Origin of the sequence: Acidocella sp., from assembly GCF_035535915.1 — a bacterium.
Taxonomy (GTDB): domain Bacteria; phylum Pseudomonadota; class Alphaproteobacteria; order Acetobacterales; family Acetobacteraceae; genus Acidocella.
In genome coordinates this window covers 96,588-111,063 of sequence record NZ_DATLPB010000123.1, presented here as the reverse complement: position 1 = coordinate 111,063, position 14,476 = coordinate 96,588, and the positions used below count along the sequence as shown (strand labels likewise).

The window sequence follows — 14,476 nt, the reverse complement described above, 5'->3', positions numbered from 1 at the left end:
GCTTCCGAAGCAGACGACACTCAGCTGCCTCCCTTATATGCATCGGTCAGGGACGGGTCAATATATTCGCTGACATCCTGGTGGGTTTTATAAACACCGTTGCGCACATTGAAAGCATCCGCATTCTCATCCGAGCCGTAGATCGAGGCCAACGCATCGGACTTCACGAACGCCGCCTTGGCTTCCGTGAGGCTGAGCAGATGCGTGCCCTTAACGTAGCGGCGATAGATTTGCGGCGTCACGCCATCGCGCGCGGCCATGATCTTCAGCGCGTCGGCATGCGTTTTCGGGTCGTTCACATAGGCGAGCACGCGATACCAGATCTTGATCACCTTGGCCCAATCCGCCGGGCGCTCCGCCAGGCTCTGCGGCGAGACCGCCAGACCATCGAAGATCAACCCCGGCGCCTGTGCCGAGGTGTAGATGGCACGCGATCCGGGCAGAGCGATGCGCGCCTGGTCGGCAATGGGCTGCCACGCGCCGATCGCCGCCACCGAGCCGGAGCCCATGACCTGCGGCGTATTGTTGGTGACCGTGTTCACCAAGGTGACGGAGCTGAGCGACATGCCGTTGGCCTGCAGCGCATGTTCGAGCAGCAGATGCTCGACGACCCCGACCTCGATGCCGATCTTTTGCCCTGCCAGTTGTTTGACGCTGGTAATGCCCGGTTTGGCGATGATCTGGTCGTTACCGCTGGAATAGTCGGTCAGCATGATCAGCACGTTTTTGCTGCCATTGGCGCCATTGGACAGGCCGTCGCCATTGGCGATCATGTCGCCATCCAGCTTGCCCGCCGCAAAGGCATTCAACGAGGCCGAATAGTCGAACCACTGCATGTCGACATCAACGCCGGCCTGCTTGAACCAGCCTTTGTCGATGGCGATCTGCCACGGGGTCCAACCGGGCCAGTCGGAAAAGCCGATTTTGAGCGGCGTGTCCGCCTTCGCCGCGGTCAAGGCAGAGCCGAGCATCAGGGCCGCGGCGGTGAAGAGGGTGGTAAACTTGTACGCCCGTTTCATGAAGACCTCGCAATTAAAGGCTGTTTTTAAGACGAACATTGTTTGCGGCGCCGTGGAACGGAGCCGGTAGCCACGTTAGAATTCCTGCAAATTGTCGCGCAGCAGCTTATGCTTGTATTCCGTACGCGTGAGGCCGAGCCGTTGCAGTTCCGGCACCAGCCCATCCGCCACTTCCACCAGATAGCGCCTTCCGACTCGCAGAATCGGCGTGGTGATGAGGAAACCGTCGCCGCCGACTTCCTCCATCACCTCGCCCATCCGCGCGGCGACCGTTTGCGGTGTGCCGATGAGCTCGACCGAAGACACAATGCCGCCCGCGCCGTCCACGACGAGCTGGCGCAATGTCTTACCGCTGCCCCATTGCTGGAATTTATCGAGCGTTCCCTGCTCGCCATTGGTGACAAGGCGCTCCGGCAAAGGCTCGTCGAGATCGAATTTGGCGAAATCAATGTCCGTGATCGCGGAAACGGAGGCCAGAATGTCGGCGATGAAGTGCGGCGTGTTGAGCATGCGGTCGTGCTTTTCCCGCGCTTCTGCCTCGGTCTCTCCCAAAGTGGGGGTGATGCAGAAGAGCACCTTGATCGTATCCGGATCGCGGCCGGCCGCCGCAGCGCGGCCGCGGATATCGTCACGGAAGGCTTTCATGTCGGCGACGCCGCTGGCGACGGACACGATGGAATCCGCATAGCGCGCCGCGAAGTCGCGCCCACGCGGCGAAGCGCCGGCCTGGACATAGACCGGACGCCCCTGCGGCGAGCGCACGGTATTCAGCGGCCCGCGCACCTTGAAGAACTTGCCCCGGTGATCGATGGGATGGACCTTCGTGTGATCGGCGTAAATGCCGGCCTCACGGTCCAGGCGCACCGCGCCTTCCTCCCAGCTGTCGAACAGCTTGCCGACGACGTCCATATATTCTTCGGCCATTTCGTAGCGCAATTCGCGTGGGGGAAGCTGATCCAGGCCGAAATTTTGCGCCGCGAGATTTTCCGCGCTGGTCACCACATTCCACCCGAATCGACCCTTGGTCAGGCTGTCGACCGTGGAACAGAGCCGCGCCAGCAGGAAGGGCGGATAGGCGAGCGTGGACATGGTCGCGACAACGCCGAGATGTTTCGTGGCCATGCCCATAGCGACCGCGAGCGGCACGGGGTCGTGCTTGGGCACCATCACGCCGCTGCGCAAGCCGAGTTCCCGCGAGCCGCCATAGGTCTCGGAGACCATCAGCTTGTCTTCGATCATGATGTAGTCGAAGCAGGCGCGCTCCAGCGTCTGTGCCATCTCGACATAAAACTGACCGTCCCACGGGGAGCCGCCCTGACCGAATGGCGCACGCCATTCATCAGGCGTGAAATTCATAAACCAGCCGAGATGGAACTTCTTCTGCGCCAAGTCGCTAACCCTTCGCAAAACCGGAGCTTCGCGCTCCGTCACAACGCACGATCTTCTCACGCATCCAGGAAACAAACCAGAACATCTTTATTAAACGATGGTTCATTTACGCCCGTCAAGACAACTCGATATCAAAATATTCCTGTGTTTTTCGTGAATGTTTCTAATCTGATCACGATGAGATATATTTGTGCATGATTGTGCAAATAAACTGAGCAGAGCGGAATTTCCGATTGACCGCGATGTTACGACCTCCGATCGCTACGAAACCCGTTGCGCGCATTTGGTCGAAATATTGTTACAAAATAAGAAGCGATCGCACGATGGCAAGCCAAGGCGCCGACAGGACGCTGCCATATTCAGCGATGTTGAAAGCTTGATCCCGGCAGGGACCGATTGCCCATCCGGCTGATCGGCCACGTGACGATCATCGTCCGCGCCCGGAAAGCCAAGAGGCCAGTCCGGGATTTTCCCGCGGGAGTGCGGACTCTCGCGAAGCCAAGCATGGTTGCGGCAAGCGCAGCGCTTGCCGCAACCATGCTACCCTACGGCAGCGCGGTAAGCGCGCCAGCCGCCATAAGCGGTGATATCGACGGCATTTTCCAGAACGCAAGCTTCGCACAAAAACCCCGGATGCACGCTGCCATCCGCCAAAGTTACCTTGCCGATGCCCATCGGCTCCGGCAAAGAAGCTACGAATTTGCCGAAAGCTTCTGGCGTCAACGACCAGATTTCTACATCGATACCCCCGCCGGCAAAACTCGGCGCGCGGGCGAGGCCGGGCTTGGGCGGAGTCGTGGCGAGCGCGAACAGCTTGTAGCCGGGCGCAGTTTTAGCAGCGGCGACAAACCGCGCGCCCAAAGCCGTCAACTCATGATTCAGCGCCATGCCGGAAAGATGCGCGCCGGCTACGACGAGGGTCACGTCCTCCGGCTTCGGTGCGGCCAAGCGGGTGGAGGGGATGATTTTACCGGCGCCCGAACCCGCGCCGAGCGCCACATGCAGCGCATCCGCATAGCCGCTGAGCGAAACTTCCGAGAAGGCGGGACCGATGAGTGAGACGCCGAAAGGCAAACCGCTCGGCGTGAATCCGGCCGGCAACGCAATGGCGGCGAGATCGAGAATGTTCACGAAATTCGTGTACAGCCCGAGCGTGGCATTGGCCTTGAGCGGCTCCGCCCGCAACTGCGCGACCGTGAAGATCGTGGGCGCGGTCGGCAGCAACAGCATATCCAGATTTTCTAACGCGCCCTGTGCTGCGCGGCGCAGCGCCTGGATGCGGTAGATCTCGGCGAAAAGATCGGCCGCGGTGAATTTCTGCGCGCCGGCGATGATGCTCCGCACCGTGGGATCGAAAGACTCCGGCGAGGTCTCGAAAAACGCCCGTACCGCCGCCAGGCGCTCCGCAACAAAGGGGCCACCATACAAGGCGGCGGCGATGTCCTTGAACGGCGCGTAATCGAAGGCCTGAACATGCCAGCCCAAAGATTGCGCCTTGGCGACGGCGGCATCGTACAAGGCGGCGCTGGCGGTATCACCCGCAAAATCACGCGCGGCGGGGGCAAGAACGCCCACGCGCGGCGTGGCGGGGAGTATTTTCGCTGCCGGCGGGCGGGAATAGGCATCGCCCTCATCCACCCCTTCCGCCGCCGTGAGCACGCGCATGGCATCCGCGGCGCTGTTGGCGAACACGCTGACGCAGTCGAGCGTCTTGCACGCGGGCACCACGCCGGTGGCGGGGATGCGGCCAATGGTGGGCTTCAGGCCGATGAGATTATTGAACATGGCGGGAACACGGCCGGACCCCGCGGTATCCGTGCCCAGCGAAAACACCGCCAGCCCCGCGCCGACGGCCACCGCGGAACCGGAGGAGGAACCACCTGACACATAATCCGCATTGAACACCGAGCGCGGCGCGCCATAAGGCGAGCGTGTGCCGTTCAGTCCGGTGGCGAACTGGTCGAGATTCGCCTTGCCGAGCAGAATCGCCCCGGCGGCGCGCAATCGCGCCACGATTGCCGCATCCTTGTCGGGCGTAAACGCGAAGTCCGGGCAGGCTGCCGTGGTCGGCACGCCGGCGACATCGATATTGTCCTTCACCACGAAGGGAATGCCGAACAATGGCATCCGCGCCATCGCCGCCATATCCAGCGCATCCGCCGCTTCCAGCACATCCCGCGCGGGAAGGCGCGTGATGAACACGGCCTTGTCCGGATAAGCCTCGATCCGGCGGAGCAATTCCTCCACCAGCACACGCGGCGTGAGCGTGCCGGCGCGATAGGCGGTATGGATGGTCTCGATTTCCAGCAAAACGGGGGTCATAGGGCGACGACTCCAAGGCGCTGGCCGGCGCGGACCGCTTGGCCCGGCTCGGCGGTGATGGATTGGATGGTGCCGGAGGCGGCGGCGACCACGCGCACCTCCATTTTCATGGATTCCAGCAGCATCAGCGTGTCGCCGGCTTGCACCTGGTCTCCGGGTTTCACGAGAATCTGCCACACGCTGCCGGGAACGGGTGCCCCGACGGCGCGGGCGCCGGCGCCAAGCGGCGTCTCCTCGGGCGGAGGTGCTACCTCCTTCTCCTCGAAGCTGTTCAGGCCCTTGGCCGCCCAGTCCGCCCGTTCCGCCGCGAAGGCGGCGCGCTGCACCTGCTGGAACGCGGCGATAGATTCGGCGTTCTCGGCACAAAAAGCCTTGTAGGCGCCGAGGGAGAATTCCGTCTCCTCGATCCTGATCTCATATTTGCCGTGCAGGAACTGCTCGCGCGCCAGCGCCAGCTCTTCGGTGGAAACTTCAAAGAACCTGATCTGGTCGAAATGGCGCAGCAGCCAGGGATGACCCGGCGCGAACGGCGGCGTTTCGCGATGCGTGTTCCAGACCTGGATCGTGCGCCCGAACAGCTGATAACCGCCCGGCCCCTCCATGCCGTAGATGCACATATAGGCGCCGCCGATGCCGACAGCGTTTTGCGGCGTCCAGGGCCGGGCAGGATTGTATTTGGTCGTCACCAGGCGGTGGCGCGGGTCGTAAGGTGTTGCCACCGGCGCGCCGAGATAGACATCGCCCAATCCCATAACGACATAGGAGGCATCGAAGACGATGCGCTTCACGTCATCGAGGCTTGCCAGCCCGTTAATACGGCGGATGAACTCGATATTGTCCGGGCACCAGGGCGCGTCGGGCCGCGTGGTCTCCTGATATTTCCGCATGGCAAGCTGAATCTGCGGGTCGTTCCAGGACAGAGGCAAATGCAGAATGCGGCTTTTCAGCACCATCTCGCCCGGCGCCGGCAGCGTGGGGAGGATGCGCTCCACCGCCGCCATCACCGCCGCGCGCGAGGTGTGCGCAATGTCGAAATGGATTTGCAGACTGCGAATGCCGGGCGTCAGATCGACGATTCCGGGAATGGCTTCCCGCGCCAGCGCATCGCGTAGCGCCTGGGCGCGCAGGCGCAACTCGAAATCCAGCATCATCTCACCGAATTCGATGAGAATGTCTTCATCCCCCGCCTGGCGGATGACCACATCGCCCTGCGTGGCGATGACGGCGGGAGAGACATCCGCCGCCACGAAGCGTACCTTGTCGCCGGGCTTCAACTGGCCGAGCTTCCAGAGATCTTCCTTGGTCACGACAGCGGGGCACACGAACCCGCCGAGTGAAGGTCCGTCCGGTCCCAGCAGGATCGGCATGTCGCCGGTGAAATCGATGGCGCCGACGGCATAGGCGTTGTCGTGAATGTTGGAAGGATGCAGCCCGGCTTCCCCGCCATCCGCGCGGGCCCATTTCGGCTTGGGGCCGATCAGGCGGATGCCGGTGCGAGCCGAATTGTGGTGCACCTCGTAGCTTGATGAAAACAGGGTTTCGATATCGGACGGCTTGAAGAAATCCGGCGCCTGATGCGGGCCGTTCCGCACCTGCAATTCCCATTCATGGGTCAGCACGGCAAGCTCCGGCGTGGTGGAAACCACTGCCGCATCCGGCGCCTTCAACCGCAACGTGTCACCTGCGCGCAGGGCCGCGCCCGAATGCCCGCCGAAACCGCCAAGCGTGAACGTGGCGGTGGAGCCGAGATATTCCGGCGCCGCGAAGCCACCCGCGACGGCGAGATAGGCACGCTGGCCAGGCCCGGCGATGGAACCGAGGGCAAGCACCTGCCCCGCGCGCACCTGCACCGGCCGGTTATACGGGACGGCAACATTGTCGAGCGACACTTCCATCACGGCGCCGGTCAATGCGATCGTCACGGCATGCGCGAATTTCAGCGTCGGGCCGATGAGGGTGAGTTCAAGGGCCGTCTCGCCCGGCGCGTTGCCGAGCAGCAGATTGGCGGCGACAAAACTCTTATCGTCCATCGGTCCGCTGGGCGGAATGCCGACTTCCCAAAAGCCGAGGCGCCCCGGCAGGCTCTGCAAAGACGATTGCGCGCCGCCATCGAGCACCGAGATCGTCTTCGGCACATATTCGAAGCGACTCAGCGTGCGGGTCGTCATTTCCCCCGTCGAAAATTCGGGCAAAGCCAGAATTTCGCGGCAATAATCGGCATTCGTCTCGATGCCGCTAATCTCCGCTTCCGCGAGGCCGGCCCGCAGAGCCGCAATCGCCTCCGCGCGCGTGGCGCCGGTGGCGATGAATTTGGCCAGCATCGGGTCGTAGTAAGACGAAATTTCTGTGCCGGTTTCCACCCAGCCATCCACGCGCAACCCTTGCGGCGGCGTGTACTGGATGATCGTGCCGGAGGCCGGGCGGAAATTTTCGGACGGGATTTCCGCATAAATCCGCGCTTCCACCGCGGCACCCTTTGCCACGAGGTCTTCCTGCGCCGGGAGCGCAAATTCACCCGCCGCCTGGCGCACCATCCACTCGACGAGATCGACGCCGTAAACCGCCTCGGTTACGCCATGCTCCACCTGCAGGCGCGTATTCACCTCAAGGAAGTAGAATTGCCTTGTCTCGGCATCATACACGAACTCCACCGTGCCGGCGGATTCGTAGGAAACGGATTTTGCCAGCGCCACCGCGGCGGCTTCCAACGCTTGCAGCGTCGGCAACGGAATCCCCGGTGCCGGCGTTTCCTCGATCACCTTCTGATTGCGGCGCTGAAGCGAGCAGTCCCGCGTGCCGAGGGAGACCACATTGCCCTTGCCGTCGCCGAAAATCTGCACTTCGACATGGCGCGCCCGGGCCACGTATTTTTCCAAAAACAACGCGGCATTGCCGAAATTATTGACAGCAAGGCGGGCAACGGAGGCGAATTTCGCCGCCAGTTCCGCCGCGTCGTTGCACAGCACCATGCCGATGCCGCCGCCGCCCGCGGAGCTTTTCAGCATCACCGGGTAAGTGATCCGCTCCGCCTCCCGCAGCGCTGCCGCGACATCCGGCAGCAGGCCGGAGCCGGGCAGCATCGGTACGCCGGCTTCGGCCGCCAAGGCGCGCGCCGTGTGCTTCAACCCGAAATCACGCAAATGCGCAGGCGCGGGGCCGATGAATTTGAGTCCCGCCGCCGCCAGCCGCTCTGCGAACTCGACCCGCTCGGAGAGAAACCCATAGCCCGGATGCACCGCCTGCGCACCGGTCTTCTGACAGGCGGCGATGATGGCATCGATGTTGAGATAGCTTTCCGCCGCCGGCGCGGGGCCGATGGCAACGGCCTCCGGCGCCGCCAGAACGGCGGGCGCGAATTTGTCGGCTTCCGAATAGACCGCCACGGCGGCAACGCCCATCCTGTCCAGCGTGCGGCAGACGCGCCGCAGGATCTCGCCGCGATTGGCGATCAGGACCTTCGAAAACATCAGCTTTCCGAGACGATGATGCGGATCGGGGTGGGGCGGAACCCGTTGCACGGATTGTTCACCTGCGGACAGTTGGAGATGAGCACCAGCACATCCATTTCCGCGCGCAGTTCCACATAGCCGCCGGGCTTGGAAACGCCGTCATCCACCGTCAGCTCGCCGTTTGGACGGATGGGCACGTTCATGAAGAAATTGACGTTGGAGACCAGGTCGCGCTTGCCGAGTCCGTATTTTGAAAGCTCCGTGAGGAAATTTTCCCGGCACGCATGCATGAAGCGCGTCTCATGGCCGAAGCGCACACTGTTGCTCTCGCAGGAGCACGCGCCCGCACAGCTATCGTGGAATCCGCACGTGTCGGCAATGATGCGCACCAGCGCATTGCCTTCGTTGGAGAGCAGAACGGAGCCGGTCTCCAGATAGAACTTGCCGCCCTGTGTTGCCTGGGCAGCCAGCGTATCCTGAACCGAATAACGCTCGGACAAATCATGCGCGTTGTAGAACAGCGCATCCACCGCCTGCTGGCTTTCCAGGTCGATGATCTTCATCATTTGTCCCTTTTTCAGGGTCGCCGAATAAGGCGCGCGGGCGGGAACGACCATGTCGGAGACGATATTCACCGCGCGAACTCCTGATCCGTATTCTCGAAGCCGCGCACGGCTTCCTCCGTGAAATGCCGGCACAGATCGTCCGCCGCCGGGGCCTGCCGGCCGATCTCGATCTCGATCGCCCCGGAACTCTCCTGCACCGGGCTCAAGGCATGCGGCGTGTTGGACAAGGCGATCAGCAAATTCTGCTCGGCGCGCAGTTCCACCATGGCGCCCTTCGGCGGCGGCCCGGCATAATGGAACCTTCCGTCCGCGTCCGTGGTGATCTTGGAAAACAGGCTGATCGCCGGGCCGACATCGCGGCGCGTCATCCCGAACTTCGCCGCGCCAAGGCGCAGATTGTCGCGCCCGTTGGGCGCCCCCTTGGCTTGCGCCGGGCCGTTGGGGCCGACGATGCTGTCATGCCCGGCACCTGTGTCAGCAATGATGGCGGCAAGCACGCGCCCCATGTCGGAGAACAGAACGCGCCCGGTGGTCAGCACGGTGGTCCATTGCAGCTTGACCGTATCGCCCGCGTTATAGCGCTCGGACACATCGTCAGCGTTCCACAGAAACAGCGCAGCGCCCGGCGTGCCTTCCGGGTTGCGGATGCGGATCACATCGAACCGCTTCAGCCGCTGCACAATATATTTGCCCGGCGGGATGGTTTCGGTCTTCCAGACGCAAGGCAGCGCACCCGCCGCCGCCAATGCCGCCGGCGCCGCCGCCCGGGCGCGGGCCTTGGCCTGCAGCGCCTCGTAACGGGCCCGGTATTGCTCCGGCGTCAGCCTGTCCAGGTTGGATAATTCCGGCTCAAGGCTCATGCGCGCAGCTCCTGCCCGGCGGCCAAAGCGCAAACAGAGCAGCCAAAGGCACGAAGCCCAGAGCCATCTTCAGCCGACCAGAAATGAAAAGAAAATTCCATGACGCGGCAACTCCTTACGAATAAGTTGTCGCCAGGCCGTCCCGGACTTTGAAACCCATATGGGCGAGGACGTGGCCTCTGCCCTTTTATCTTAGCAAATGGCGGACGGTGTCAATATGTTATCGGCACGCGAAAATCCGGCCGATGAGATTCAGCAGCAATTGCGCCGCCAGAATGGACGTGACGCCGGCCGGGTCATAGTCCGGCGCGGTCTCCACGAGGTCGACCCCGACGATGGCGCCGCGCGCCGCCAATCCCGCCAGCAGCTCCAGCACCTCATAATACTGGAACCCGCCATGGCTCGGCGTGCCGGTGCCGGGCGCAATGGAGGGATCGAACGCATCGATGTCGATCGACAGATAATAACGCGCATGCTCCGGCATGCGGGCGAGCACCGCCGCCGTTCCCAGGGCGCGCACCTGGCGGACAGAGAGAATATCCGAGCCGAAGGCCCGCGCCGCCTCGTAACCGTCGCGGGCCGTGGAAGAGACGTTGCGGATGCCGAGCTGCGTCAGCCCGGTCACGTGCTTTTGCTCGGCGGCGCGGCGCATCGGGTTGCCATGCCCGTGACGGACGCCATGGCGCTCGTCCACGAAATCGAGGTGTGCGTCGATCTGCACAAGGTGGATCGGCGGCTCGTGCGAGAACGCACGGATGCAGGGAATGTTGATGGAGTGATCGCCCCCCAGCACCACGGGCAGCGCACCGGCGGCCAAAATCCTGCGCACGCCGAGCTCGATATTGGCGTGGCTCAGCTCAGTGTTCGTGTGCACGATATCGGCGTCGCCGATGTCAACGATTCCGACATCGGCAAGGTATGTCGCATCATCCTCATGGTCGTAGGCGCCGGCATGGCCGAAGGCGAACAAAGTCGAGGCTTCCCGGATCGCGCGCGGCCCGAAACGCGCGCCGGCGCGCCATTGGGTGCCGCCGTCGAACGGCGCGCCGAGAATGGCGACATCGCCGGTGATTTTATCCCAATCGAGCTGGATGGGATATTTGCCGAAGCTGCAAATGCCGACAAAGGGCAGGTTCAGCCGCCCGGTTTCGTAGCCGTGCTTCATGCGCGCCGTCCCGCCGCAATGGCGCAAAACAGCTCGAACATCGGGGAAGCGCCGGTCAGGGCGGTGAGGCCGGAAGGGTCGAACGGGGGCGCGACCTCCCACAAAGACGGGTCATCCAGCCCGGGCAGGCGCATGACGCTAGGAACGCCTGCGAAGCGCAGAACTAACGCGGCGTCGGTCGGCTCAAACTGGGTCATGCTGCGCCCAGCCATGCGGCGAGCTGGCGATGGAACTGCCAGACCGGCTCCTCCAAATGGCTGAGGCGCCCGCGCACCGCGTGGGAAGACCGTAGCCCGCGCTGCACCGCCTCATTCACCGCCATGTCCTCGACATGGAAGTCGCGCAGCATCTTGGTCTCCGCCGCCAGAACCGAGTCATAATTGGGCATCGCCAAGCTCTCGCGCGAAACCAGCATGGTGGTCGTGAGCCGGCAATGGTCCGGGGAGAGAGGTTGCAGCCGGTACCAGATGGCGCGGTCCCGGGCGAGCAGCAGCATGAAACAAGGGAAACCGACAAACAAATGCCAGTCCTCCTGCTGTTGCAGGCTCAAGCCGGGCACGGGCAGAAACCCCTCGCCCACCGCGCCGTTTTCAATCGTCTCCCGGATTGGCGCCGCGTCGCGCCCGGTGAGCGGCAGATGCGCATGGATGAAGGCCGGGTTGGGCGGCTCCGACCAGGTATCCTGCGCGGGCATGAAGGGGTTCAACGTGTTCGTGTGCGGGCCGAGATGGTGGTAGCTCTCGATCCAGTTTTCCACCATCACTTTCCAGTTGAAGCGGCATTCCCATTCCAGGGACACGACAAGTTCCATCTCCTGCAGCGCCCAGGGCGCGATTGTGACGCCGAACGCCGCATAGAATTGTTCCAGCGGGGGCGCCGCGCCATCGAGATTCACGAAAATGAAGCCGTGCCAAATGGCGCTGCGGATCGGCGCCAGCCGCCAATCCTCCCGGTTGAAGCCTTCGGCCTTCTGCATCTGCGGGGTACCCCGCAGCCTGCCGTCGAGGCCGAAAGTCCAGCGGTGATAGGGGCATATGATGACGCTGCCCGCCACGTCGCAGCCCGTATGCTCACCTTCCAGCAGAACATCCGCCCCCCGGTGCGGGCAGACGCGCGAGAGGGCGCGTATGTCGCCATCCTTGTCGCGCACCAGCAGCACCGGCTCACCGAGAAGATCAATCGGCAGGAACGCGCCGGGGCCCTTGATCTGCGACACATGCCCGGCGCACAGCCAGCCGGCCTTCAGCACGCGCCGCGTCTCCAGCGCGAAATAATCCGGGTCGGTATAGGCGGCAGCCGTGAGCGTGCGGGCTTGCGCCAACGGCAGGGCAGCGGCCTCCTGAAGGTCACGCATGATGGCGACGATGCTCACAGACCGAACTCCTTCATGATCGCCGCCGTGATCAACGCCACATGGTCGTCCATCAGCCATTGGCCGATTTCGGCGCGCGCGCCGCGCGCGTCGGCCAATACGCCCGTGCCCCGCAAATAGCCGGGCGGCGCGGGGAAAATATCATAGGGCGGGAAGTTCGCACGGCCCTCCTGGGGAATCTTGTCCTGCGCCACCAGGTCCGGGCGCAGCAGCAGCATCAGCGAGGTTTCGATCAGGCTCGCATGCTCGAGCTCGGTGCCGGGAAACCCTTCGGGGAAGATCCGGTCCAGCGTTTCGCGCCGGACGAAATCCCAATATTCCAGGCGCATCGCCGTCACGTCCGTGATATTCTCCTGGCGCAACGCACGCAGGCCGAGATCCAGCCCTTCCACGGAAGGCCAGGCATTCTCGAAATGGCCATTCACCACGACGAAGCGGCGGGCGCCGTGCGCGCCCATGTCGCGGATCACGTCGCGCAGCGTATGGGCGAAGGTCTGGGCATCCAGGCTGGTGGTGCCTGGGAAGGTCTGGCCGCCACCGGACCGGGGCATGGATTTATAGCCGTATTGCAGCGTCGGCGCGACCAGCCCGCCGACCTTGCGCGCCACGCGTTCGCACACCGCGGTCGGCAGGATCACATCCACATTGAGCGGCAGATGCGGGCCGTGCTGTTCCGTCGCGCCGAGCGGAATGAAAATGATGGCGCCGTGCGCGATTTTCTCCTGCCATTCCGGCCAGGACAATTCCGCCATGAACACGCTCTCGACCATCGTTCGCTCCTTAATGCATGGCCGCGCCGCCATCGACGCTATAACACTGCCCGGTGATGAAACTTGCCGCGGGACTCGCGAGGAACAGGATCACCGAAGCCACCTCCTCCGGCTGGCCGATGCGCCCCATCGGGTTTCCTGTCTCGGCTTTTTGCAGCGCCGCGCTCATGCCTTCATAATTGAGCAAAGGCGTGTCGATGGGGCCGGGCGCCACGGCGTTCACCCGGATCTTCGGCCCCAGCTCGCGCGCCCAGGAGCGGGTGAGCGACAAGATCCCGCCTTTGGTCGCGCAATAACCGGAAGCCCCGGCGCGGCCGAGATAGGCCAGTTCTGACGCCAGATTGATGATGCACCCGCCCGGCGCGATGAAGGGCAGCGCCGCGCGCGCCACCAGGATCGGCCCGCGCAGATTGACGGCGAACATGCGATCCAGCGCCGCGACATCGAGACCAGCCAGCGGCGAATCATGTTCCACGCCGGCGCAATTCACCAGGCAATCGAGGCCGCCGAGCCGCGCGCAGGCCTGGGCGACGCCTTTGCCGACCGCATCCGTATCGGCGACATCGACGGCCAGCCCCGGAACGTCCTCCGGAAGATCCGCCACATCGAGCCCCAGCACCAGCGCGCCGGCTTTGATGAAGGCCCGCGCCGTGGCCAGGCCGATGCCGCTGGCGGCGCCCGTTACAATCACACGCTGCGCTACCACGGCTTAGCCCCCGAGATTTTGGCGGGGTCCGCCTCAAAAAAGGTCGAACCCATTCCTTCTTCTTCGGCAATCTCCCAAACGCGCTGCAGGACCCGGCCATTTTCATCCAGATCGCACAGCGCGAGGTGACTTTCCCCCGCCGGGCACACGGCAAGGAGGGCGCCAACTCTATAGGGCAGGCTCGAGCGGGCGATCTTCCAGCCTCGCACGCCGACGCGCCCGAGCGAGATTTCACAATCGACGAGCATCTGCATCCTTCGCAACGAGTCAGCACCTTGAACCAGGCGCTCCAAACTCTCCCCGGCGATCGCCTCGCGCCGCCCGCGCACATAGGCAAACCAGTCTCCCACGCGCAGCAGACAACCGGAAACGCCCTGCACGGCGTCGCGCAGCCACAAGCCGGCGACAGGCTGGTCCGAAACAGCCTCGTCCGGGTGCCAATGTTCCGTGTAGGCGCTCTCCACGCCCTCTTCGACCAGGATCCGGTCGCGCCAGAACAGGCGGCCGATGTCCCGCGTGGGCTGCGGCGGCTGATAATCAACACGCCTGACCCACTCATAGGCGCCGTCCCGCGCCTCGAAACGGCCCGAGAATCCGTGCTGAGCGGCGAGTGCCAGGCAATCCTCGGCTGTCAGTTCGTCGCGGCAGGCGGCGGCGGAGAGCCGTGCGGCGAGGTCCGGCGCCTGGCGCAGATCGGCAAACAGCCCTTCCCCCTGCAGCCAGGCAACCTGCGTGGTCACGTCACGCCTTCCGTCCGGCCAGGCGATGAGCGAGCGGGTCCACAGGCCGCGAAATTCCTCAACATGCATGATGGCGCGAAAATGCCCAATCGAAACATGGAAAGCGACTAAAATTTCT

The 14,476-nt window shown here is 63.6% G+C and carries 12 protein-coding genes; all 12 read right to left on the bottom strand.

What is annotated here, in order from left to right; genetic code table 11:
* Positions 1-20: 20 nt before the first annotated feature.
* Positions 21-1,019: an ABC transporter substrate-binding protein gene (locus VNC39_RS16810; protein WP_325400807.1), complete on the bottom strand. Its 999-nt coding sequence runs from the start codon at positions 1,017-1,019 to the stop codon at positions 21-23.
* A gap of 75 nt (positions 1,020-1,094) precedes the next feature.
* On the bottom strand, positions 1,095-2,408 hold the full coding sequence (locus VNC39_RS16805; protein WP_325400806.1) for an NtaA/DmoA family FMN-dependent monooxygenase: 1,314 nt from the start codon (positions 2,406-2,408) through the stop codon (positions 1,095-1,097).
* A gap of 540 nt (positions 2,409-2,948) precedes the next feature.
* Positions 2,949-4,730 (bottom strand): allophanate hydrolase, encoded by a 1,782-nt coding sequence (gene atzF / locus VNC39_RS16800; RefSeq protein WP_325400805.1) that lies wholly within the window; start codon positions 4,728-4,730, stop codon positions 2,949-2,951.
* Positions 4,727-8,197, bottom strand: coding sequence for a 5-oxoprolinase/urea amidolyase family protein (locus VNC39_RS16795; RefSeq protein ID WP_325400804.1), 3,471 nt, complete (start codon positions 8,195-8,197; stop codon positions 4,727-4,729). The genes atzF and VNC39_RS16795 overlap by 4 nt, the downstream gene beginning before the upstream one ends.
* Positions 8,197-8,814 carry an urea amidolyase associated protein UAAP2 gene (locus tag VNC39_RS16790; protein ID WP_325400803.1) on the bottom strand — a complete coding sequence of 206 codons (618 nt, stop codon included), beginning with the start codon at positions 8,812-8,814 and terminating at the stop codon, positions 8,197-8,199. Before VNC39_RS16790 ends, VNC39_RS16795 begins: the two co-directional genes overlap by 1 nt.
* Positions 8,811-9,605 (bottom strand): DUF1989 domain-containing protein, encoded by a 795-nt coding sequence (locus VNC39_RS16785; protein WP_325400802.1) that lies wholly within the window; start codon positions 9,603-9,605, stop codon positions 8,811-8,813. Before VNC39_RS16785 ends, VNC39_RS16790 begins: the two co-directional genes overlap by 4 nt.
* A gap of 220 nt (positions 9,606-9,825) precedes the next feature.
* Positions 9,826-10,770 carry an agmatinase gene (gene speB / locus VNC39_RS16780; RefSeq protein WP_325400801.1) on the bottom strand — a complete coding sequence of 315 codons (945 nt, stop codon included), beginning with the start codon at positions 10,768-10,770 and terminating at the stop codon, positions 9,826-9,828.
* The gene (locus VNC39_RS16775; RefSeq protein ID WP_325400800.1) at positions 10,767-10,967 is read right to left on the bottom strand and encodes a hypothetical protein; all 201 of its coding nucleotides are present in this window, start codon (positions 10,965-10,967) and stop codon (positions 10,767-10,769) included. Before VNC39_RS16775 ends, speB begins: the two co-directional genes overlap by 4 nt.
* Complete coding sequence (locus tag VNC39_RS16770; protein ID WP_325400799.1) at positions 10,964-12,142, bottom strand: aromatic ring-hydroxylating oxygenase subunit alpha; 1,179 nt, start codon at positions 12,140-12,142, stop codon at positions 10,964-10,966. The genes VNC39_RS16775 and VNC39_RS16770 overlap by 4 nt, the downstream gene beginning before the upstream one ends.
* Positions 12,139-12,912 (bottom strand): creatininase, encoded by a 774-nt coding sequence (locus tag VNC39_RS16765; RefSeq protein WP_325400798.1) that lies wholly within the window; start codon positions 12,910-12,912, stop codon positions 12,139-12,141. Before VNC39_RS16765 ends, VNC39_RS16770 begins: the two co-directional genes overlap by 4 nt.
* Positions 12,913-12,922: 10 nt before the next feature.
* The gene (locus VNC39_RS16760; protein ID WP_325400797.1) at positions 12,923-13,618 is read right to left on the bottom strand and encodes an SDR family NAD(P)-dependent oxidoreductase; all 696 of its coding nucleotides are present in this window, start codon (positions 13,616-13,618) and stop codon (positions 12,923-12,925) included.
* Entirely contained in the window at positions 13,612-14,427 is an 816-nt protein-coding gene (locus VNC39_RS16755) for a hypothetical protein (RefSeq protein ID WP_325400796.1), read from the bottom strand. Before VNC39_RS16755 ends, VNC39_RS16760 begins: the two co-directional genes overlap by 7 nt.
* Positions 14,428-14,476 lie beyond the last annotated feature (49 nt).

What these genes read in the sequence shown, in the direction of transcription:
- VNC39_RS16810 (WP_325400807.1), bottom strand. Translation starts at nt 1,019, where the DNA reads ATGAAACGGGCGTACAAGTTTACCACCCTCTTCACCGCCGCGGCCCTG.
- atzF (WP_325400805.1), bottom strand. Translation starts at nt 4,730, where the DNA reads ATGACCCCCGTTTTGCTGGAAATCGAGACCATCCATACCGCCTATCGC.
- VNC39_RS16795 (WP_325400804.1), bottom strand. Translation starts at nt 8,197, where the DNA reads ATGTTTTCGAAGGTCCTGATCGCCAATCGCGGCGAGATCCTGCGGCGC.
- VNC39_RS16785 (WP_325400802.1), bottom strand. Translation starts at nt 9,605, where the DNA reads ATGAGCCTTGAGCCGGAATTATCCAACCTGGACAGGCTGACGCCGGAG.
- speB (WP_325400801.1), bottom strand. Translation starts at nt 10,770, where the DNA reads ATGAAGCACGGCTACGAAACCGGGCGGCTGAACCTGCCCTTTGTCGGC.
- VNC39_RS16775 (WP_325400800.1), bottom strand. Translation starts at nt 10,967, where the DNA reads ATGACCCAGTTTGAGCCGACCGACGCCGCGTTAGTTCTGCGCTTCGCA.
- VNC39_RS16765 (WP_325400798.1), bottom strand. Translation starts at nt 12,912, where the DNA reads ATGGTCGAGAGCGTGTTCATGGCGGAATTGTCCTGGCCGGAATGGCAG.
- VNC39_RS16755 (WP_325400796.1), bottom strand. Translation starts at nt 14,427, where the DNA reads ATGCATGTTGAGGAATTTCGCGGCCTGTGGACCCGCTCGCTCATCGCC.